General features: G+C 64.5%; 18 protein-coding genes and 2 tRNA genes. 7 read left to right on the top strand and 13 right to left on the bottom strand.

Features of this window, described 5'->3' with window-relative positions; translation table 11 throughout:
- Positions 1 to 5 precede the first annotated feature (5 nt).
- The 6 genes from AC1RDJ_RS26525 (at position 6) to dbpA (ending at position 7,919) form a co-directional block, all read left to right on the top strand.
- Positions 6 to 524, top strand: coding sequence for a sigma-70 family RNA polymerase sigma factor (locus tag AC1RDJ_RS26525; protein WP_071324435.1), 519 nt, complete (start codon positions 6 to 8; stop codon positions 522 to 524).
- Position 525: 1 nt separating this feature from the next.
- On the top strand, positions 526 to 1,533 hold the full coding sequence (locus AC1RDJ_RS26520) for a FecR domain-containing protein (protein ID WP_493029226.1): 1,008 nt from the start codon (positions 526 to 528) through the stop codon (positions 1,531 to 1,533).
- A 159-nt stretch (positions 1,534 to 1,692) separates the two neighbouring features.
- A complete protein-coding gene (locus AC1RDJ_RS26515) occupies positions 1,693 to 4,149 on the top strand; it encodes a TonB-dependent siderophore receptor (protein WP_493029225.1) in 2,457 nt (818 codons plus the stop codon).
- Positions 4,150 to 4,265: 116 nt separating this feature from the next.
- Positions 4,266 to 5,930: an acid phosphatase gene (locus tag AC1RDJ_RS26510; RefSeq protein ID WP_071324438.1), complete on the top strand. Its 1,665-nt coding sequence runs from the start codon at positions 4,266 to 4,268 to the stop codon at positions 5,928 to 5,930.
- A gap of 217 nt (positions 5,931 to 6,147) precedes the next feature.
- Positions 6,148 to 6,384: a hypothetical protein gene (locus AC1RDJ_RS26505; RefSeq protein WP_071324439.1), complete on the top strand. Its 237-nt coding sequence runs from the start codon at positions 6,148 to 6,150 to the stop codon at positions 6,382 to 6,384.
- 107 nt (positions 6,385 to 6,491) lie between these two features.
- Positions 6,492 to 7,919: an ATP-dependent RNA helicase DbpA gene (gene dbpA, locus AC1RDJ_RS26500; protein ID WP_289889067.1), complete on the top strand. Its 1,428-nt coding sequence runs from the start codon at positions 6,492 to 6,494 to the stop codon at positions 7,917 to 7,919.
- On the opposite strand, the gene AC1RDJ_RS26495 is transcribed toward dbpA, so the two are convergent.
- The 4 genes from AC1RDJ_RS26495 to AC1RDJ_RS26480 all read right to left on the bottom strand — a co-directional run bounded on the left by AC1RDJ_RS26495 (position 7,906) and on the right by AC1RDJ_RS26480 (position 11,847).
- A complete protein-coding gene (locus tag AC1RDJ_RS26495) occupies positions 7,906 to 8,457 on the bottom strand; it encodes a hypothetical protein (RefSeq protein WP_493029224.1) in 552 nt (183 codons plus the stop codon). The two genes, dbpA and AC1RDJ_RS26495, sit on opposite strands and share 14 nt — an antisense overlap.
- Positions 8,450 to 9,019 (bottom strand): hypothetical protein, encoded by a 570-nt coding sequence (locus tag AC1RDJ_RS26490; RefSeq protein ID WP_493029223.1) that lies wholly within the window; start codon positions 9,017 to 9,019, stop codon positions 8,450 to 8,452. Before AC1RDJ_RS26490 ends, AC1RDJ_RS26495 begins: the two co-directional genes overlap by 8 nt.
- 61 nt (positions 9,020 to 9,080) lie before the next feature.
- Positions 9,081 to 10,457, bottom strand: a complete 1,377-nt coding sequence (cysS, locus tag AC1RDJ_RS26485) for a cysteine--tRNA ligase (RefSeq protein ID WP_493029221.1) — start codon at positions 10,455 to 10,457, stop codon at positions 9,081 to 9,083.
- Between the two features lie 238 nt (positions 10,458 to 10,695).
- Positions 10,696 to 11,847 (bottom strand): MFS transporter, encoded by a 1,152-nt coding sequence (locus AC1RDJ_RS26480; protein ID WP_071326577.1) that lies wholly within the window; start codon positions 11,845 to 11,847, stop codon positions 10,696 to 10,698.
- 235 nt (positions 11,848 to 12,082) lie between these two features.
- Between AC1RDJ_RS26480 and AC1RDJ_RS26475 the strand changes: the two genes are divergently transcribed.
- Complete coding sequence (locus AC1RDJ_RS26475) at positions 12,083 to 12,910, top strand: AraC family transcriptional regulator (protein ID WP_493029219.1); 828 nt, start codon at positions 12,083 to 12,085, stop codon at positions 12,908 to 12,910.
- A gap of 80 nt (positions 12,911 to 12,990) precedes the next feature.
- Here the strand turns inward: AC1RDJ_RS26475 and aqpZ are convergent, their stop codons facing one another.
- The 9 genes from aqpZ to AC1RDJ_RS26430 all read right to left on the bottom strand — a co-directional run bounded on the left by aqpZ (position 12,991) and on the right by AC1RDJ_RS26430 (position 18,876).
- Entirely contained in the window at positions 12,991 to 13,680 is a 690-nt protein-coding gene (aqpZ, locus tag AC1RDJ_RS26470) for an aquaporin Z (RefSeq protein ID WP_071324445.1), read from the bottom strand.
- 203 nt (positions 13,681 to 13,883) lie between these two features.
- The gene (locus AC1RDJ_RS26465; RefSeq protein WP_493029218.1) at positions 13,884 to 14,297 is read right to left on the bottom strand and encodes a GNAT family N-acetyltransferase; all 414 of its coding nucleotides are present in this window, start codon (positions 14,295 to 14,297) and stop codon (positions 13,884 to 13,886) included.
- 11 nt (positions 14,298 to 14,308) lie between these two features.
- Complete coding sequence (locus AC1RDJ_RS26460; RefSeq protein ID WP_071324447.1) at positions 14,309 to 14,767, bottom strand: Ivy family c-type lysozyme inhibitor; 459 nt, start codon at positions 14,765 to 14,767, stop codon at positions 14,309 to 14,311.
- A gap of 69 nt (positions 14,768 to 14,836) precedes the next feature.
- Positions 14,837 to 15,247 carry a hypothetical protein gene (locus AC1RDJ_RS26455; protein ID WP_289889074.1) on the bottom strand — a complete coding sequence of 137 codons (411 nt, stop codon included), beginning with the start codon at positions 15,245 to 15,247 and terminating at the stop codon, positions 14,837 to 14,839.
- Positions 15,248 to 15,281: 34 nt separating this feature from the next.
- A complete protein-coding gene (locus tag AC1RDJ_RS26450; RefSeq protein ID WP_493029216.1) occupies positions 15,282 to 16,463 on the bottom strand; it encodes an amidase family protein in 1,182 nt (393 codons plus the stop codon).
- Positions 16,464 to 16,669: 206 nt separating this feature from the next.
- Positions 16,670 to 17,245: an elongation factor P gene (locus AC1RDJ_RS26445; RefSeq protein WP_034778059.1), complete on the bottom strand. Its 576-nt coding sequence runs from the start codon at positions 17,243 to 17,245 to the stop codon at positions 16,670 to 16,672.
- Positions 17,246 to 17,380: 135 nt separating this feature from the next.
- The gene (gene earP, locus AC1RDJ_RS26440; protein ID WP_493029214.1) at positions 17,381 to 18,550 is read right to left on the bottom strand and encodes an elongation factor P maturation arginine rhamnosyltransferase EarP; all 1,170 of its coding nucleotides are present in this window, start codon (positions 18,548 to 18,550) and stop codon (positions 17,381 to 17,383) included.
- Positions 18,551 to 18,647: 97 nt separating this feature from the next.
- Positions 18,648 to 18,723, bottom strand: a tRNA-Glu gene (locus tag AC1RDJ_RS26435).
- A gap of 77 nt (positions 18,724 to 18,800) precedes the next feature.
- Positions 18,801 to 18,876 (bottom strand) — tRNA-Glu (locus AC1RDJ_RS26430).

The raw sequence follows: 18,876 nt of genomic DNA, 5'->3' as shown, positions 1-18,876 counted from the left end.
CACGCATGCTGTCCGCCCCCTCCCCGTCGTCCGATTTCCAGGCCCTGTATGCCGAGCACCACGCGTGGCTGCTGCACTGGCTGAAGCGTCGCCTGCACGATGCGGGACTGGCCGGCGATCTGGCGCAGGATACCTTCATCAAGATCTTCGTTGCGCGCAGCAGCGCCGGGATCGCGCAGCCGCGCCCTTTCCTCGCCACCATCGCGAAACGCCTGCTGGCCAATCACTGCCGCCGCGAAGAGCTCGAACGCGCCTACCTCGACGCGCTGCTGCACCAGCCGCAAGCCTGCACGCCATCGCCGGAAGCGATGTCCATCCTGCTCGAATCGCTGCAACGGATCGACCGCGCGCTGGACCGCCTCTCCGCCAAGGCAAAGGCCGCCTTCCTGCTGGCCCACCTGGACGGCATGAGCTACGCCGAGATCGCCGCCGAACTGGGCACCACCACGCACTCCGTCAAAAAATACCTGAGCAAGGCCAATCTGCTGTGCTTTTTCGCCGTGCCCGATTTTGCCGCGCCCTGACATGCGCGGCGCCACCGTCTACGCCCAGGGCCAGCCCATCGACCTGGCCATCGCCATGCAGGCGGCCGAATGGCTGACCACCCTGATGAGCGGCGCAGCCACGCCGGCGGAAAAAACGGCCTGGCAAGCATGGCGCCAGGCACACCCCGATCATGAGCGCGCGTGGAAACACATCGAAAGCGTCAGCGGCGGCTTGCGCGAACTCGATGCCCAGGCCAGCCGCAAGGCGCTGCTGCAAGGTCCCAGTTCGCGCTCAATCTCGCGCCGCACCAGCCTGCAACTGCTGGCATGGGTATCGACCATCGGCATCACGGGCTGGTTCGGCGCGCGCTCGCCCTACGCGCCCGACTTCGCCCGCGCCGCGCTGGCCGACCTGTCCACCAGCGTGGGCGAGCGCCGCGAACTGACCCTGCCGGACGGCAGCCATCTGCACCTCAACAGCGGCAGCGCCGTCAACATCCGCTACACGGGCACGCAGCGCCTGCTGCAACTGGTGCAGGGCGAAGTCTTCATCGCCACCGCCCGTGAAACGGGCCGCCCCTACCGCCCCTTCCTCGTCGAGACCGCGCACGGCCATGCGCAGGCGCTGGGCACGCGCTACTCGGTGCGCCAGGCCGAGGGCAGCACCCTCGTCGCCGTCGAGGAAGGCGCCGTCCGGCTGCTGCCGCGCCTTGGCGACGGCAAGCTGCTCGTCCAGGCGGGCCAGGCCGCCAGCATGACGGCGCAGCAGGTCTTGCCCGCGCACGCTGTCTCGCCCGACATCTGGGCCTGGCGCCAGGGCCTGCTGCTGGCCGACGCCATGCCGCTGCGCGACTTCCTGCATGAACTGAGCCGCTACCGCCACGGCTTGCTGGGCTGCGACGACACGGTCGCCCATCTGCGCATCTCCGGCGTCTTCCCGCTGGCCGACCTCGATGCCGTGCTGCTGTCGCTGCCCGAATCCCTGCCGGTGGACGTGCGCCTGCGCACGCGCTACTGGGTGCAGGTGGAAGCGCGCCAGCAGCGCTGAAGATATATTTTGACGCCAGCGCAAAAAAAACTTACCCGCTTTCGATTCTCGCGTGACCTGTGTAGGCAACGTTCTTTTTGACGACTACACCACAAGGTAACCATGTCTCCAGTTATGTCTTCCCAGTCCCGGTCCCGGCCGCGCCCGCGGCGCACGCGCATGGCGCATGCCGTCCAGTTCGTCTTCATCGGTTCGGCCCTGCTGCTGAACGCCCAGGCGCCCGCCCTGGCGCAGGACAGCACGGCGGCGCCAGCGGCCAGCCAGGACTTCCAGGTGCCGGCCGGCGACCTGGCAACGGCGCTGCGCCAGGTCGCCAGCCAGTCCAGGGTCATCCTCAGCTTCACGCCGGAACAGACGCGCGGCAAGACCTCTTCCAGCCTTACCGGCCGCCACGACGTGCTGGCCGCCCTGAACGGCGTCTTGCGCGGCACCGGCCTGAAGGCGGAACGCAGCGCGAATGGCAGCTTTGTCCTGCGCCCGGCCGATGCCGAAGCCAGGGGCGAGGCGCTGTCCATGATGCCGGAAGTGTCGGTCAAGGCGCAGCAGGATGCCACCGAAGGCTCGGGCGCGTATGTCTCCCCCCTGCCGATCGCCACGGCCACGCCGCTGGGCCTGTCGATCAGGGAAACGCCGCAGTCGGTCAGCGTCATCACGCAGCAGCGCATGCAGGACCAGGGCTTGAGCACCATCGCGCAGGTGATGGCGCAAACACCGGGCATCACCCTGTTCGCGCTGGGCAGCGAGCGCACGGGCTTCACTTCGCGCGGCTATTCGATCACCAATTACCAGCTCGATGGCGTCAGCACGCATTCGGAAAACCTGGGCCTCAATGCGATACCGTCGCAAAGCCTGGCCGACATGGCGCTGTACGACCGCATCGAAGTGCTGCGCGGCGCCTCGGGCCTGATGACGGGTGCCGGCGACGCCTCGGGCGCCATCAACATGGTGCGCAAGAAGCCGACGGCGCAGTTCCAGGCGTCCGTCGAGGGCGAACTGGGTTCCTACGATGAACGGCGCGTCATGGCCGACGTTGCCGGCCCACTCAACGCAGCGCGCACGCTGCGCGGCCGCCTGGTGACGGTGTACGAGGAAGGCGACAGCATCATCGACGGCTACAGCCGCGACAAGAAAGTGGTGTATGGCGTGGTCGAGGCGGATCTCTCGAGCGACACGAAACTGACGGCCGGCGTCACGCACCAGCGCAAGCGCTCGAACGGATCCCTGTCCTACCTGGGCTTCCCCCTGTTCTACAGCAATGGCGCAATGACGGACCTGCCCCGCTCCTTCAGCCCGGCGGCCACGTCGAACCGCTTCGGCACCAATTCGACCGACCTCTTCGCCACCCTGGAACACGCACTGAGCAACGACTGGAAGCTGAAAATCTCGGCCAACCGCGTGCAATCGTCGCAGGAAGAGCGCGCCGTCTACCTGAACGTGAGCGAGGGTTTTCCCGACCAGGCCACGGGCGATGGCCTGCGTTTGAGCGCCGACTACCGCGATTACCAGCTCCAGGTCAACAGCGTGGACGTCAATGTGCGCGGCCCGTTCAGCGCGTTCGGCCGCCAGCATGAACTGGTGCTGGGCATGGACTACAACGAATTTCAAAGCACGACAGACGGCAGGTTCGACTGGAATATCCAGGGCAAGGCCGCCAACCTGTACCGCTGGAATCGCACGGCAACGCCCGTGTTTGGCGACACCTATGTCACCTATGACAGCACGCGCCGCCAGGCCAGCGCGTATGCCGCCACGCGCCTGAACCTGTCCGAGCGCCTGAAACTGATCGCTGGCGCGAAGGTGCTGCGCTACAGCGAGAACTACATCTCGGATGCGCCTTCCGTGAATTTTTACAGCGCCTCCCCCGCCTCGGAAAGCCGCGTCTTCACGCCGTACGGCGGCCTGGTGTTCGACATCGACGGCACGCACAGCGCCTACGCCAGCTATTCCACCATCTACCAGCCACAGGCCCAGCAAGACCGCTACGGCAAGCTGCTGGCGCCGCGCGAGGGCAAGACCCTGGAAGCGGGCGTCAAGAGCGGCTGGCTCGATGGCCGTCTGAACACCTCTGTCGCGCTGTACCAGATCCGCCAGAGCAACCTGGCCGAATCGGATCCCGGCTACACCGTGCCGGGCACGAACAATCCCGCAAACCGCGCCATCAAGGGCGCCAAGACCCAGGGCGTGGACCTGGAAGCGACGGGTGCCCTGACGCCGGACTGGAACATTTCGGCATCGTGGTCCTACAGCCAGACGGAAAACAATACCGGCAAGGCGATCCTGACCACCTTCCCGCGCCACCTGGTGAAACTGTGGACCACCTGGCGCCTGCCCGGCGACTTGCATCGCCTGACGGTGGGCGGCGGCGTGAACTGGCAAAGCCGCGTGTACTCCGACATCGATGCGTGGCAAATCAACAGCACCCTGCACTGGGAACAGAAGGCGTATTCGGTGGCCAGCCTGATGGCGCGCTACGACGTCAGCGACAAGCTCTCTGCCACCGTGAACGTGGCCAACCTGTTCGACAAACAGTACACGGCTTCCGTGTCGGACTGGTGGTACTCGGGCATGTATGGCCCGGCACGCAAGGTGGCGTTGAGCGTGCGCTACCAGTTCTAGGGTCGGCTGAATATTTCACATTGGCGCAGGGCCGGTGATACAATTTTCCCGCTTCACGGGCGTTGCCGGTCATTGCCGCCAACGCCCGTGCCCATAGAGACACCCAAGGAGAATGTGTGAAGGACCTCGCCCCCGCCCTGCCAGCCGATCCGGCCGACCAACCCGCCAATCCCTCGCGCCGGCGCATTTTCCAGGCTGCTTCCGCAGTCGGCCTGGCCGCCAGCCTGCCGGCGCTGGCCGACGCCGCGCCAGCCAGGAAGACCATCGTCAAAGGTTCGCTCGACGCGAAACTCAAGGCGCACGTCAAGAACGTGGTCGTGATTTACCTGGAAAACCGCAGCTTCAACAACCTGTTCGCCAACTTCCCCGGCACCAGCGCGCCCCTGTCCGCCGTCACGGCGGAACAGGCGCAGCAGCTGGACCGCGACGGCAAGCCGCTGGCCACCCTGCCGAAGATCTGGGGCGGCCTGGTGCCGAACCAGCAGAATATCGGCGGCATCGATTACCTGATCAAGGAAGACCAGATTTCCGGCCTGCCGAACGCGCCCTATAAATTGAGCGACGCGGCCGGCAAGCCTCTGCCCGAGAGCATCATCACGCGCGACCTCGTGCACCGCTTCTATAACAACCAGATGCAGATCAACGGCGGCAAGAACGACGGCTTTGCCGCCTGGGCCGACAGCGGCGGGCTGGTGATGGGCCATTACGGCGAAACGTCGAAAAACCTGAATCTGTGGCAGATCGCCGAACAGTACACCCTGTGCGACAACTTCTTCATGGCGGCCTTCGGCGGCTCCTACATGAACCACCAGTTCCTGGTCACGGGCCGCGCCAACGAATACTTCAACGCATCCGAGACGGCGGCGAAGAAAAAGATCGCCGTGCTGTCGGACGGTCCGCAAGGCGTGCGCCTGGCGATCTCGCCCGAGTGCCCGGCCTCGGCGCTCGAGGGCAAGCCGAAATACGTGAACGACGGCGCCATCACGCCGGACGGCTATGCCGTCAACACCATGGCGCCGCCCTACCAGCCCAGCTACATCCGCCCCGCCTTTGACGGCGACCCGCTGCACGCCGATCCGGCCGACGCGAATACGCTGCCGCCGCAAACCTACGACACCATCGGCGACCTACTGTCGCGCAAGGGCGTCAGCTGGGCGTGGTATGGCGGCGGCTGGCAAGCGGCGCTCGACCACAAGGGCGGCGGCAGCAAGCCGAACTTCCAGTTCCACCACCAGCCGCTGAATTACTTCAAGCAGTTCGCCCCGGGCACGGCGGCGCGCGCCGAGCACCTGCGCGACGGCGGCACGGGCGACAGCCCGATTTCGAACAAATTCCTCGCCGCCGCCGTGGCGGGCAAGCTGCCGGCCGTGACCTTCTACAAGCCGCAGGGTAATTTGAACCTGCACGCCGGCTACTCGGACATCGAGTCGGGCGACCAGCACGTGGCCAACATCATCGCCCACTTGAAGGCGTCGCCGCAGTGGAAGGACATGATCGTGGTGATCACGTTCGACGAAAACGGCGGCTGGTGGGATCACGTGGCGCCGCCGAAGGGCGACCGCTGGGGCCCGGGCACGCGCATTCCCGCCATCGTCGTCTCGCCATATGCGAAGAAAGGCGCCGTCGACCACAGCTTCTACGACACCACGTCGATCCTGCGCCTGATCACGCGCCTGCACGACCTGCCACTGCTCGAAGGCCTGAAAGTGCGCAACGACGCGTTCGCGGCCCGTGGCGCGCTGCCGCCCGGCGACCTGACGGGCGCCCTGAGCTTCCGCTGATAGAACAACAGCGCATCCCACAATGCGGCACGCCTGTGATACACTGCGTGCCGCACTTAAATCCGCAGGACAAGTTTTCCTGATGGTTGTCCCAACAATGAGCCCGACTCCAGTAGCCGGGCTTTTGTTTTGTGGATGAAGTTAAAGCGTATTGACATAGGCGGGCAACACCTTGCCCGTCCCCTGGCTTTCGCAAGCCAGGGACAGAGGTTAGCAAATGAGAGATAAAAAAGACAACGCCACCATCGATTTGCCCGGCTTCGGCCCGCCGCCGGCGCCCGACGCGCCAGAGCCGGCGCCGGAACCGCAGCGCCGCGTGCGCACGCGCAAGGTGGCCTTGAAACAGGTGCAGCTGGAATTGCTGGAGCCGACCGATGCCACGGGCTTGCCCGTCTGGACGCGCGACCCCGGCCTCGACCTGACCGGCTTGCCGGTCTGGGCGCCCGACAATTGACCCCATGCCGGCGGCCGTTTGCCGCCAGCTTCCACACCACCATCCGCACAAGGGCGTAAGCCTGTAGACTGTGCCCATCCACCCGCCTTTTACCGGTTACGCCCCCTATGAACACCACCTCCGACACTACCACCGCTTTTTCCAGCCTGCCGCTGACGCCCGCCTTCCTGGCCAACCTGGACTCGCTCGGCTATCACGAGATGACCACCATCCAGGCGCAAAGCCTGCCGGCGGTGCTCGACGGCCGCGACCTGATCGCCCAGGCCAAGACGGGCAGCGGCAAGACCGCCGCCTTCGGCATCGGCATCCTGCACAAGCTCAATCCGGCCTGGTTCGCCGTGCAGGGCCTGGTGCTCTGCCCCACGCGCGAACTGGCCGACCAGGTGGCCAATGAACTGCGCCGCCTGGCGCGCGCGGCCGGCAACATCAAGATCCTGACCCTGACGGGCGGCGCGCCGATGCGCCCGCAAATCGCTTCGCTGGAACACGGCGCGCACATCGTCGTCGGCACGCCGGGCCGCCTGCGCGATCACCTGGGCCGCGGCACCATCAACCTGAACCACGTGCAAACGCTGGTGCTCGATGAAGCGGACCGCATGACGGACATGGGTTTTTACGAGGAAATCGCCGGCATCGTCAGCGCCTGCCCGGCGCGCCGCCAGACCTTGCTGTTCTCGGCCACGTACCCGGAAGACATCCGCCGCGCCACCGCGTCGTTCCTCGTCAACCCGCTGGAAGTGACGGTCGAAGCGCAGCATGACAACGACAAGATCGAACAGCGCTTCTATGAAATCGGCTTCGACGAGCGCAATGCGGCCGTCGGCAAGCTGCTCAAGCACTTCAAGCCGGAATCGACACTGGCCTTCTGCAACACCAAGGTGCATTGCCGCGAACTGGCAGAAGAACTGCGCCAGCAAGGCTTTTCCGCGCTGGCCCTGTACGGCGAGCTGGAACAGCGCGAGCGCGATGAAATCCTCGTGCTGTTCGCCAACCGCAGCTGCTCCGTGCTGGTGGCCACCGACGTCGCCGCGCGCGGCCTCGACATCTCCGACCTGGGCGCCGTGATCAACGTCGACGTCTCGAAGGATACGGAAGTGCACATCCACCGCATCGGCCGCACGGGCCGCGGCAGCAAGAAGGGCCTGGCCCTGTCGCTGTGCGCGCCGAACGAAAAGAAATGGGTCAAGCTGATCGAGCAATACCAGAACAGCGCCGCCGAATGGCACGCGCTGAAGGAACTGGACGAGGACGACGGCGCCGAGGCGCTGCCGGCGCCGATGGTCACCCTGTGCATCATGGGCGGCAAGAAGGACAAGCTGCGTCCGGGCGACCTGCTGGGCGCGCTGACGGGCGACGCCGGCCTCACCAAGGAGCAGGTGGGCAAGATCAACGTGTTCGAGTTCATGACCTATGTGGCGCTCGACCGCAACGTGGCCGAAGCGGCCTTCAAGCGCCTGAACGCGGGTAATACCCTGGGGCGCGACTTCGGCAACATCAAGGGCCGCAGCTTCAAGATGCGCTTTATCGAGGCGTAAGGCTTTGCAAGGCACGCAGGGTCGCCATGACCCTGCGCCCCGGATAGCCTGCCCAGGCGGGATACCGCCCGCGGTAATAGCAGTTCCAGTAGCTGGCGGCGCGCCGCTCCAGGGTCGCGACATACGCGGGGTTCTCCCGCAGATAACGCGCCAGCGCATCGGCATTCCAGGCCGGCAGCGCCGCCCCGATTCTTTCCACGATCTCCAGCACGTATTCGCCGCACAGGTGCACGAGGAACGGCACCGTCCACGGCCGCTCCTGCCGCAACAGCTGCGCCACGCAGTGCTCGCGCAAGTGGCCGTCATGGTGGCGCGTGCCCAGGCACAGGGCGATCACGCCCGCGTCGCCAGCCAGCCGCGTGCAAGCGAGCAGCTGCTCGCGGCCATAATACGTGCGCAACGGTATGCGCAGGAGGTGGCCATCCTGGCGCACCTCGAACACGCCTGCGGGAGCGTGCGGCTGCCCGCTGGACAAGGCCGGCAACAGGTGCGCCAGCGTATCGGCCAGCACCGCCGGCAAGGCCTGCGCCTCAGTCATCGGACGCGTCCCTGCACGTCTTGCGCACGCCCAGCGCAGGCTTATCCCTCTTTTCAAAGATCACATTCGAATACCACCCGGCCGGATCGCCGTCGCTGGGCTTGCCCAGCGAAATATAGTAGCCGTCGTGCGCAAACACGGCTGTGGTTTCCTTGCCCGGCATGGCGGCCCGCAGGAAGGCGGGATACGCCGCCTTGTCCAGCCGGGCAAAGTGCGCGGCCAGCAGCGCCAGCAGGCGCGCGTGCGTCTGCGGCGCATACGGGAACAGGTACAGGTATTCGACCAGTTCATTGCCGTCGGCCAGGCGCGTGACGGCAGCCGTCGCTGCTTCCGCTACGCCACCGAAGCGGCACAAGGTGCCGCCGCTGTAGGCGAAGTCGATGACGGTCTGCGGCGCGCACGCCTGCCGTTCGCGGTCGATGCCGACGGGCGGCAGCGCGCGCACCTGTGCCAGCAGCGCCTCGCCGGACGTGGCCAGCACGGGGAAGCCCGGGCATTCGCTGGCCGCCTGCGCGGACGAGAAGGCAAGACAACAACTGAACAACAGCACAGCACGCTTCACGGCATCTCCCGTTTCCATCAGGCGGCCATTATGCATGGCCGGCGCGGATACGGCCACACGCTCACAAGGGGCGCGCCTGCTGGCCCTGCGGCGTATCCTCGATCTCGTAGCCGGCCGCCCGCGCCAGTTCTCGCAGGCGGTCCGCCTCGGACCACAGCCGCTGTGCGCGGGCCACGGCGCGCTCTTCCAGCCACGCCCGCACCTGCTCCGGCACGGCCGCCGACGCCGGCCGCCAGCGCAGCAGGTCGAGTCCCAGCGCCGCATCGAAGCGGGCCATGGTGGCCTTTTTCACGGCATCCGGCATATCGCTTTTCAGCAGTTCCCAGGCCACGGCCAGCGCGCGCGGGTAATTGAGGTCATCGTTGAGCTGTGCCGCGAAGCGCGCCAGCCATGTGGGATCGGCATCGCCCGCCGCCTCGCCCAGGCCATGTACGGTCGCGCGCAGGCGCGCCAGGCCGCTGGCGGCGGCGCGCAAGGCATCGTGCGTGAAATTGAGGCTGCTGCGGTAATGGGCGCCCAGGCACAGGTAGCGGTAGGCGAGCGGATCGACGCCCTGCTCCAGCAGGCTATGCAAGCGCAAAAAGTCACCGGAAGATTTCGACATCTTCGCATCCTGCGTCTTCAGGAAGGCGCCGTGCAGCCAGAAATTGGCCAGGCGCGTGCCATGGCGCGCTTCCGTCTGCGCGATCTCGTTGCTGTGGTGGACGGCCACATGGTCTTCGCCGCCGCAATGGATGTCGAAATACGCGCCCAGGTGCTTTTCCGCCATCGCCGAGCATTCGATATGCCAGCCGGGAAAGCCCAGGCCCCAGGGGCTGTCCCATTCCATCTGCCGCTGCCCCGGCGCACCGCTGAACTTCCACAGCGCGAAGTCGCAGATATCGCGCTTCTCGCCCAACTCCACGCGCTTGCCCGCCTGCAGGCCATCGCGCTGCAAGCGCGCCAGTGTTCCATAGCTGTCCTGGCGCGTCGTGTCGAAATAGATGCCGTCACTAGTACGGTAGGTATAGCCCTTCGCTTCCAGGTCGCGGATGAAGGCGATCTGCTCGGGAATGTGATCGGTGGCGCGGCACCAGACGGTGGGCGGCAGGATATTCAAGCGGTGCAGATCGTCTTCGAACGCGCGCGTGAATGCGGCGGCGATATCCCAGGCCGACTTGCCGCTGCGGGCGCTGCGCGCTTCGACCTTGTCGTCGCCGCTGTCCGCATCCGACGTCAAATGGCCCACGTCCGTGATATTCATCACGTGACGCACCTGCAGGCCGTTGAACTCGAGCGCGCGGCGCAAGCCGTCGACGAACAGATAGGTGCGCAGGTTGCCGATATGCGCGTAATCGTACACGGTGGGGCCGCAGGCATACAGGCCCGCCTGGCCCGGGGCGATGGTTTCGAAGGGCCGCAGGCTGCGGCTATACGTGTCGTACAAATGAAGTGTCATGCGGGACTTTCATGCGCGTTGCGGAAAAAGAAAATGGCCACAGGTCTTTCAACACTGTGGCCATCGGAATGAGGAGTAAAAACTTATCGGCGCAAGGCCGCATCCTCCCGGGGCCAGGTACACGGACACAGCGCGGCAGCGGCGCGGTATGCAGGGACTGGATGGAGGATGAAAGAGGTCATGAGGGAGAATATCGCATGCGCGCCGGCGGGCCGTCAAGCCCGTCGGCGGCGCTGTGTTATTTTTTCGCCTGCTCGATATGCGGCAGCAGCACCGTCAGGATGCCCAGCAGCGGCAGGTAGGAGCAAATCTTGTAGACATAGGCGATGCCCGAGACGTCGGCCAGGTGGCCCATGGCGGCGGCCGCGATGCCGGACACGCCGAACATCAGGCCGAAGAAGATCCCCGCGATCATGCCCACCTTGCCCGGCACCAGTTCTTGCGCGAAAACGACGATGGCGGAAAACGCGGAGGAAATCACGAAACCGATGATCACCGTCAAGACGGCCGTCCAGAACAGGTCGACATATGGCAGCAACAGGGTAAATGGCGCCGCGCCCAGGATGGAAATCCAGATCACGCGCTTGCGGCCGATGCGGTCGCCGATGGGGCCGCCCATGAAGGTGCCCGCCGCCACGGCGGCGAGGAAGAGGAACAAATACAACTGGGCATCGCCGAGCGACAGGTGGAACTTGTCGATCAGGTAGAACGTGTAATAGCTCGACAGGCTGGCCATATAGATGTACTTCGAGAACACCAGCAGCGCCAGCACGCCCAGCGCACCCATCACCTTATTGCGCGACAGGTTGGGCCCCTGGCCGCCCGCCTTCGGCTTGAAGCTGGCCAGGTGGCCGCTATACCAGTGGCTGACCTTGTACAGCACGCCGATGGCCAGCACGGCCAGCAGGCTGAACCAGGCGATATTGCCGTGGCCACGGTTCACGATGACGGCGGCCGCCAGCAGCGGGCCCAGCGCGGAGCCGACGTTGCCGCCCACCTGGAACAGCGACTGGGCAAAGCCGTAGCGCCCGCCGGAGGCCATGCGCGCCACGCGCGATGCTTCCGGGTGGAAAGTCGAGGAGCCGACGCCGATCAGGCCCGAGGCGATCAGCAGCGTCGGGAAGGTCGTGACGACGGACAGCATCAGCACGCCGGCGAGGGTAAAGCACATGCCAACAGGCAACAGGAATGGCAGCGGACGGCGGTCCGTGTACAAGCCGATCCAGGGCTGCAGCAGCGATGCCGTGCACTGGAACGTCAGGGTGATGAGGCCGACCTGGGTAAAACTGAGTGAAAACTCGGCTTTCAGCATCGGATAAATCGACGGCAATAATGCCTGGATCAGGTCATTGAGCAAATGCACGAAGGCGACGGCGCCCAGGATGTGCATGGCCAGGCCTGATTGTTGTTGGGAATTATGGAGCGCAGGGGCCGCCGGCATCGGCGTGGCCAATGTCGGGGCAGGTGTGGTTGTGTGCATGGTTCATCCGCAGTGATCGGGCCCGGCAGGCGGCCCGGCAAAGAAAGCAGTATAGTATGGTCGCTGGACTGATAACTTCCAATAATCGTCGCTTAAGTGACAACCCTGAGACACGCGCGGCGACCTGGCCGGCGACAGACAACACATGCATACCGACCACCCTGTCCTGGCCCAGCCGGACGGCATCCCATTCAGCCGCAGCACCAATGCGCACGACTACCAGCACGTGCCGCGCCCCGTGACGGCCATGTCCAAGCAATACGCGGCGGGCGACCATACGGCGCCGCACAATCATGTGCGGGCCCAGCTGCTGTACGCCACCGAAGGCGTGATGCGCGTAACGGCCGAGCACGGCGTGTGGATATTGCCGCCGCGCCGCGCCCTGCTGATACCGGTCGGCGTCGTGCATGAAGTCCATATACTTAGCGAACTGAGCATGCGCACCGTGTACATCGATGCGCAGGTGGCCACCCCGTTCGGCCCCGATTGCAAGGTGCTCGAGGTCAGCCGGCTGCTGCGCGAGCTGATCCTGGCGCTGCTGGCCGAGCCCGTCGAGTACGCGCTGGCGGGCCGCGGCGACTGGCTGGCGCACCTGATCCTGTCCGAACTGACCCTGGCCGACACCGTGCCGATTGCCATCCCCTGGCCGCGCGACCGGCGTCTGGTGGCCGTCTGTTCCGCCATCATGGCGGCGCCCGGCAGCCGGCGCAGCATCGAGGACTGGGCCCATGACGCGGGCGCCAGCGCGCGCACGCTGATCCGCCTGTTCCCCAAGGAAACGGGCTTGCATTACCGTCAATGGCTGCAGCAAGTCCACCTGGCCGAGGCCTTCTGCCGCCTGGACCGGGGCGAAGGCGTGGCCGCCATCGCCTATGCGCTCGGCTACGCCAGCCCCAGCGCCTTCAGCGCCATGTTCCGCCGCATCCTGGGACGCACGCCGCAGCATTACCTGGGCGAATGGCGCGGCGCGTAGCTGGGCTTAGCGCGGCAAGGCCACGCGTAAGCCGACAAGCTGCGCTGGCTGTCGGCTTACGCCCTGCGGACTAAGCCGCCTTACTTCTTCTCGCCGGAAATCAGGCGGTAAGCCAGTGCACCGAGCAAGGCGCCGATGATAGGCGCCAGCCAGAACAGCCACAGCTGGCTCGTGGCCCAGTCGCCCACGTACAGCGCCACGCCCGTGCTGCGGGCCGGATTGACGGAGGTATTGGTGACCGGAATGCTGATCAGGTGAATCAGGGTCAGCGCCAGGCCGATCGGCAATGGCGCGAAGCCGGCCGGGGCGCGCTTGTCGGTGGCGCCGAGGATGACGATCAGGAAGAACATCGTCAGGACGATTTCGATGACGAGGGCCGACAGCATCGAATAGCCGCCCGGCGAATGGGCACCGTAGCCGTTCGAGGCAAAGCCCTTGCTGACGTCGAAACCGGCCTGGCCGCTGGCGATCACGTACAGCACGCCGCCGGCCACGATGGCGCCCAGCACTTGCGCGATGATGTAGGGCAGCAATTGATTGGCGGGAAAGCGGCCACCGGCCCACAGGCCGATCGACACGGCGGGATTCAGGTGGCAACCCGAGATGTGGCCGATGGCGTAGGCCATCGTCAGCACCGTCAAGCCAAACGCCAGCGCCACGCCGGCAAAACCGATACCGAGGCCGGGGAAGGCGGCGGCCAGCACCGCACTGCCGCAGCCGCCCAGCACCAGCCAGAACGTACCGAGAAACTCGGCTCCATATTGTTTCATGATGTATTCCTTCAAAGTGACGAGAAAACGCGCTAGGGATGACCAACCGCACTTCAGTTCCGCCTCCGTTCGACCCGGATGGCCACAACGACAGCAGGCAACGCTCCACATCGAGCCGCAGAGCGCGCATAATGACACAACGTCATTATCAAGGCAACATTATTATGTATAATAATGTTAATGGTTCTCTTGACACCTAAAGGCTATTTTGATAATTTTCCTCGCGCCTCGCGGCGCATGTATTTGTGTGGCGCCGCCAGTGGCGCGAAGCCGAAGCCCGCATACAAGCCATGGGCGTCATCGGTGCCCAGCATCCAGGCAACATCGCGCAAACGTTCGTCATTGAGCACGGCAGCCACCAATTGCTTGCCATATCCCCTGCCCTGGCAGGCGGGCAGCACGAAAACGTCGCGCAAGTACGCAAAGTCCGTGCAATCGGTGATGACCCTGGCGAAGGCCACTTGCTGGCCATCCACATAGCCGCCGAAACACAGGGCGTTGTCGATGCCCTTGCGTACCGTTTCCAGCGCCACGCCGCGCTTCCAGTACGATTGCTCGCTCAGGTAGCGATGGATCATGGCGACATCGAGCTCGCCGCGGTCGGTGGAGATGCGCATGCTCGCCTTCATCAGTTCTTGATCAGCACGTCGGCTTCCGCGATGCTGGGTTCACCGAAGTACACGGTGCGCACGCCGCCCTTGTCGTCGCTGCCGATATACACGCCCGTCATGCTGCGCTGGGCCGGGTCATACAGGATGCTGTAGCGGTGACCGCAATTGTGCGGCTCGCAGACACTCGTCAGGAGGAGCGCCTTGCCATCGATTTCGATGGGCTTGAGCGGACTCGTCACGCCGTTCGGCACCCAGCGTTGCTTCTTCAGCCCGGCCCTCTTCAAGCCCACATTGAAGGCGGTGCGAAATGCGTAGTCAGCCTTGTAGACCTCAGGGAAATACGGGCAGGCCGAGCTGCCGTCGCAGCTCTGCGCCTGCTCGATCAGCGACAGTTTGGGCGTGCGCGCCTGCGCCGGCATGACGGCCAGCGCCATGGCAGCGCTGACGAACAGGGGGACTAGCGAACGTGCGTGCATGAAATCTCCTGAAAGCAACAAATAATGCGCACAGCATAGCAGAATGGCATGTTTACCCCTGGCACGGCATCACGGCGAGCAGCGGATGCCGACCACGCCGTTGACCTTGCCTTCCGGCCAGTCCGTCTCGCGCCAGCGGTACACGCCGGGGGCGACGAAGATCAGTTGCCACTCCACCAGCTTGCCATTCGCATTCGTGCGGGTTTCATTGTCGTAGCGCAAAGTCAGGCTGCGTTCCGTTTCCGCCATCACCGTCGCGGCAAAGCGGTTGGTCTCGCCCAGCTTGCTTTTCCAGGTACGGTCATTGAAGATCGCCAGCCGCTGATGATCATCAGACAACTGCATGCGCGTAAAGTGCCGTGCTTCGTCGCACACGCTATTCGTATTGAAGCTGTCGGACCAGCTGCCCGACAATTGCGTGACATCGAACGGTACGGGAGCGGCAGTCACGGCCGCGCTCAGCAGCAAAGTTGCAAGCATAGGAGGTCAATAGAGAACGAAAAGAAAGGATAAATCATGGCAGGCGCAGCGCCAGGGTAATGCTGGACGGCAACGCAGGCGTACGCCGGTGCAAGGTCGCCTGTTCATACGCATAGGCCATGGCGATCAGCTGCGCCTCGGCATGCAAGGCCCCGATGAAAGACAGGCCGACCGGCAAGCCGCGCACGGCGCCGGCCGGTACCGTGATCTGCGGCTGGATGGCATGCGCCGGCGGCACGGCGTGGCACGTGGGGCCCACCAGCGCATCGAGCGCCTGCGCGCGCAGCAATTCTTCGATGGCGCCCGGCACGGAGGCCGGCGGCAGTTCAACCAGTTCGGCGCCCTGCCCGCGCAATACCTGCAGCGCCTGCTCGATCACGGCATCGGTCGCGGCGCAGCGGCCAAACAGGCCGCGCGCCACGCCGATGCGGCGCCCGTGCAGGCCAGCAACATCCAGCGCTGCGCCATGGGTCGCCGTATCGCCGCACAGGGCGGCCAGCAGCCAGGCCGCCTCGCGCACGCTGGGCGCCATCGGACCTGCCGCGGCCGGTTCGCCCGCCTGCCCGGCGGCTGCCCTGCCCGTCGGCTGGATGGCGACCAGGCCGCACGTGGAGGCGGGCGCGACAATGGAGCCGTCCGCCTCGCTGTCGACGGCCAGGATGGTCAGGCCCGCCCAGCTGGCACTCGCATGCGGCACGCTGACAGCGGCCCACTGGCGCAAATTGCTCTTGCCGATGATGACGGCGCCGGCCGCGCGCAAACGGGCGGCGACGAAGGAATCGCAGCGCGCATGCGTGGCCGCCGGCGCCTGCGTGCGCGTCGTCATGCGGTCGCCCGTGGCGATATTATCGCGCAAGACGACGGGGATGCCGTGCAAGGGGCCGCGCACCTTGCGCCCTTGCCGCTCGCGGTCCATTTCCAGGGCAATTTTCAAGGCGTCGGGATTGATTTCAATGCCGGGATAGGCGCGCGCGCCGATGCTGCACAGCGAACGGATGCGCGCCAGGTACTGCGACGTCAGCGCATGCGAACTGAGCTTGCCCGCCTGCATCATCTGCTGCTGCGGCAAGACCCCGGCATCGAGCAAATGGGCCATGGGGCTGGCTGGCGCCGTGGCACGGGCCAGCACGGGACGCGAGGCGCGTGCCGGAACAGCCGTCACGGCAGGCGTCGCGCCCCGGGATGGGCCATTCCATAACAGGTGACTGCGCTGCATGCTATCTCCAGAGAACTTCAATGTTGCTAACGCAACAGTGTGCTTGCCATAGCATAGCAGTCCTGGCCAGCAAATAGTTGCGATAAGGAATTATTTTTTAAGCAAAAAAAACGCCGCCCGAAGGCAGCGTTTCTTGATGATCGACAACTGGGGCAAGCCAGGCCGGCATTCGCCAGGCCCCGCATGCAACGCAGTATGACGCTCTCTTAGTTGCGTACGACACGCTTGTATTCGTTGGTACGGGTGTCGATTTCGATGACATCGTCTTGCGCAACGAACAGTGGCACTTGCACGGTGTGGCGGTGCGCGTCGATGGCGTTTTCGATCTTGGCTTCTTTCAGGACGTTGCCCGACGTATTGCCCTTGACTGCAGGCTCCGAGTACACCACTTGACGGGCGATGGTCGTAGGCAGTTCAACGGAGATGGCTTTGCCGTCGTAGAAAATGGCTTCGCATTCCATGCCATCTTTCAGGTAGTTCAGCGCTTCGCCCAGGTTTTCTTCTTCGATTTCGTACTGGTTGTACTCGGCGTCCATGAAGACGAACAGCGGATCGGCGAAGTAGGAGTACGTCACTGGCTTTTTATCCAGAACGACCACGTCGAACTTGTCGTCGCCGCGGAACACGTTTTCCATCGGGGTGTTCGTCAGAAGATTTTTCATCTTCCATTTGTAGGTGAAGCCCGTGCGGCTCGAACCGTTGACATCAGAACGCAACACGATCATTGGCTTGCTGTCGACCATGATGATATTGCCAACACGAATTTCTTTTGCGGGTTTCATAGGAATGTACGTAAAAAGTGGGTTGCATGAAGACCATCTGCCGCTTCGGAGCCATCAGCGCCGCAAGCTTGCGTTTGATCGGTTAAAAATACGTTAGAAATAACCGGGCATTTTACCTTAATTTTTGGCAAGCGCCTATCTCGTCGCACCGGCGAACGCCAGCAAGTTACTTGCCAGATCGCCATGGGCTTGCATCTGCCGCTGCCAGTCCTGCGCGCGCGCGCCGATGCGCGGCATGTCGGCCTGCAATGCGGGCCACAGCGCCGCCCAGCCCAGCGCCTGTGCGCCGGCGCCATTCCAGGCCAGCGCCGCCTGCACCAGGCTGGCGATCGGCCCCTCGGCGTCGATCGCATAACGCTGCAGGAATGCACGCAACTTGACGTGATGCAAGTTTTCATCTTGCAGGTAGATATGCCAGAGGAAGGGCTTGCCGGCCCATTGCGCGCGCACGAAGCTATCCTCGCCGCGCACCAGGTTGACGTCGCAAGCCCACAGCAGGCGGTCGTAATCGTCCTGCGGCACGAAGGGCAAGATGCGCACCGTCAGCGCGCCGCGCGTGCGGGCCGCGCCAGCGATAGCCGCATCGTCGCCGATAAAGGCTTGAACGGCATCGAACGCAACGCCTTCCGGCACCAGGCACACCACGGGCTCGCTTCCCGCCTTCCAGGCCGAAAACAGCTCGGCGACGGGGGCGGACGGGTAGCAGAACAGCGATACCTTCAAGGCGGCCATCTCTGCCGGCGTCACGCCGAACTGCCCGAGGAATGCCGCCATGGCGCCCGCATCAGCCTGGAACGCCAGCCTTTTCTCGTCCAGCGCCGCCTCGCGCAGCAAGCCGCCCGTTTTATGCGTGAAGCCAGGAAAGAAGAAATGCTTGATCATGCCGTGGCGCGGCGACGTCAGCGCATGGCAGCCCTCGACCCACTCTTCCGCCGTCAAGCCTTCCAGGTTCAGCCACACCGGGTGCGGCGCACACTGCGCCATGGCGGCGATATAGCCGGGCGGAATGTCGCAGGCAAAAAACTCGATGACGATGTCGGCCACGTCGCCGGGCACAAACACGCCATCCTGGCCGCGCCAGTGCCGCACCGTCACGCCGGATGCCTGCTGCACTTCGGCGCGCACATCGATATCGGGGCAGATGCGCTTGAAACTGGACAAATCATCGACCCACAAGGTGACGGCCACGCCATGCTCGCCGCACAACTGCCGCGCCAGACGCCAGCAAATGCCGATATCGCCGTAGTTGTCGACGACTTTGCAGAAGATGGCCAGAGATGGCGTGTGATCGGTAGGCAGTGGCATGAATAAGCGAAAAAATGAGTAACGTTGGCATAGCGGCGGAAAACAAAAAAGCCGCGCTGTTACCAGGCGGCTTTGTTGTTGGCTGATTCAGCCGGTCTGGCGTCCCCAAGGGGATTCGAACCCCTGTACTCACCGTGAAAGGGTGATGTCCTAGGCCTCTAGACGATGGGGACAGAAATCTGTCCTGAATGCGCTGCTTTGCACCCCGACCTGTTATTTACACTGCTACTTGCTTGACTACTTGCGAATCTGGCGTCCCCAAGGGGATTCGAACCCCTGTACTCACCGTGAAAGGGTGATGTCCTAGGCCTCTAGACGATGGGGAC

It is taken from the genome of Janthinobacterium sp. GW822-FHT07H10 (assembly GCF_058798675.1).
Note: the sequence above shows the minus strand (reverse complement) of the source record. Positions and strands in the feature narration are given on the sequence as shown.

What these genes read in the sequence shown, in the direction of transcription:
- AC1RDJ_RS26525 (WP_071324435.1), top strand. Translation starts at nt 6, where the DNA reads ATGCTGTCCGCCCCCTCCCCGTCGTCCGATTTCCAGGCCCTGTATGCC.
- AC1RDJ_RS26520 (WP_493029226.1), top strand. Translation starts at nt 526, where the DNA reads ATGCGCGGCGCCACCGTCTACGCCCAGGGCCAGCCCATCGACCTGGCC.
- AC1RDJ_RS26515 (WP_493029225.1), top strand. Translation starts at nt 1,693, where the DNA reads ATGGCGCATGCCGTCCAGTTCGTCTTCATCGGTTCGGCCCTGCTGCTG.
- AC1RDJ_RS26505 (WP_071324439.1), top strand. Translation starts at nt 6,148, where the DNA reads ATGAGAGATAAAAAAGACAACGCCACCATCGATTTGCCCGGCTTCGGC.
- dbpA (WP_289889067.1), top strand. Translation starts at nt 6,492, where the DNA reads ATGAACACCACCTCCGACACTACCACCGCTTTTTCCAGCCTGCCGCTG.
- AC1RDJ_RS26495 (WP_493029224.1), bottom strand. Translation starts at nt 8,457, where the DNA reads ATGACTGAGGCGCAGGCCTTGCCGGCGGTGCTGGCCGATACGCTGGCG.
- cysS (WP_493029221.1), bottom strand. Translation starts at nt 10,457, where the DNA reads ATGACACTTCATTTGTACGACACGTATAGCCGCAGCCTGCGGCCCTTC.
- AC1RDJ_RS26480 (WP_071326577.1), bottom strand. Translation starts at nt 11,847, where the DNA reads ATGCACATCCTGGGCGCCGTCGCCTTCGTGCATTTGCTCAATGACCTG.
- AC1RDJ_RS26475 (WP_493029219.1), top strand. Translation starts at nt 12,083, where the DNA reads ATGCATACCGACCACCCTGTCCTGGCCCAGCCGGACGGCATCCCATTC.
- aqpZ (WP_071324445.1), bottom strand. Translation starts at nt 13,680, where the DNA reads ATGAAACAATATGGAGCCGAGTTTCTCGGTACGTTCTGGCTGGTGCTG.
- AC1RDJ_RS26465 (WP_493029218.1), bottom strand. Translation starts at nt 14,297, where the DNA reads ATGCGCATCTCCACCGACCGCGGCGAGCTCGATGTCGCCATGATCCAT.
- AC1RDJ_RS26460 (WP_071324447.1), bottom strand. Translation starts at nt 14,767, where the DNA reads ATGCACGCACGTTCGCTAGTCCCCCTGTTCGTCAGCGCTGCCATGGCG.
- AC1RDJ_RS26455 (WP_289889074.1), bottom strand. Translation starts at nt 15,247, where the DNA reads ATGCTTGCAACTTTGCTGCTGAGCGCGGCCGTGACTGCCGCTCCCGTA.
- AC1RDJ_RS26450 (WP_493029216.1), bottom strand. Translation starts at nt 16,463, where the DNA reads ATGCAGCGCAGTCACCTGTTATGGAATGGCCCATCCCGGGGCGCGACG.
- AC1RDJ_RS26445 (WP_034778059.1), bottom strand. Translation starts at nt 17,245, where the DNA reads ATGAAACCCGCAAAAGAAATTCGTGTTGGCAATATCATCATGGTCGAC.
- earP (WP_493029214.1), bottom strand. Translation starts at nt 18,550, where the DNA reads ATGCCACTGCCTACCGATCACACGCCATCTCTGGCCATCTTCTGCAAA.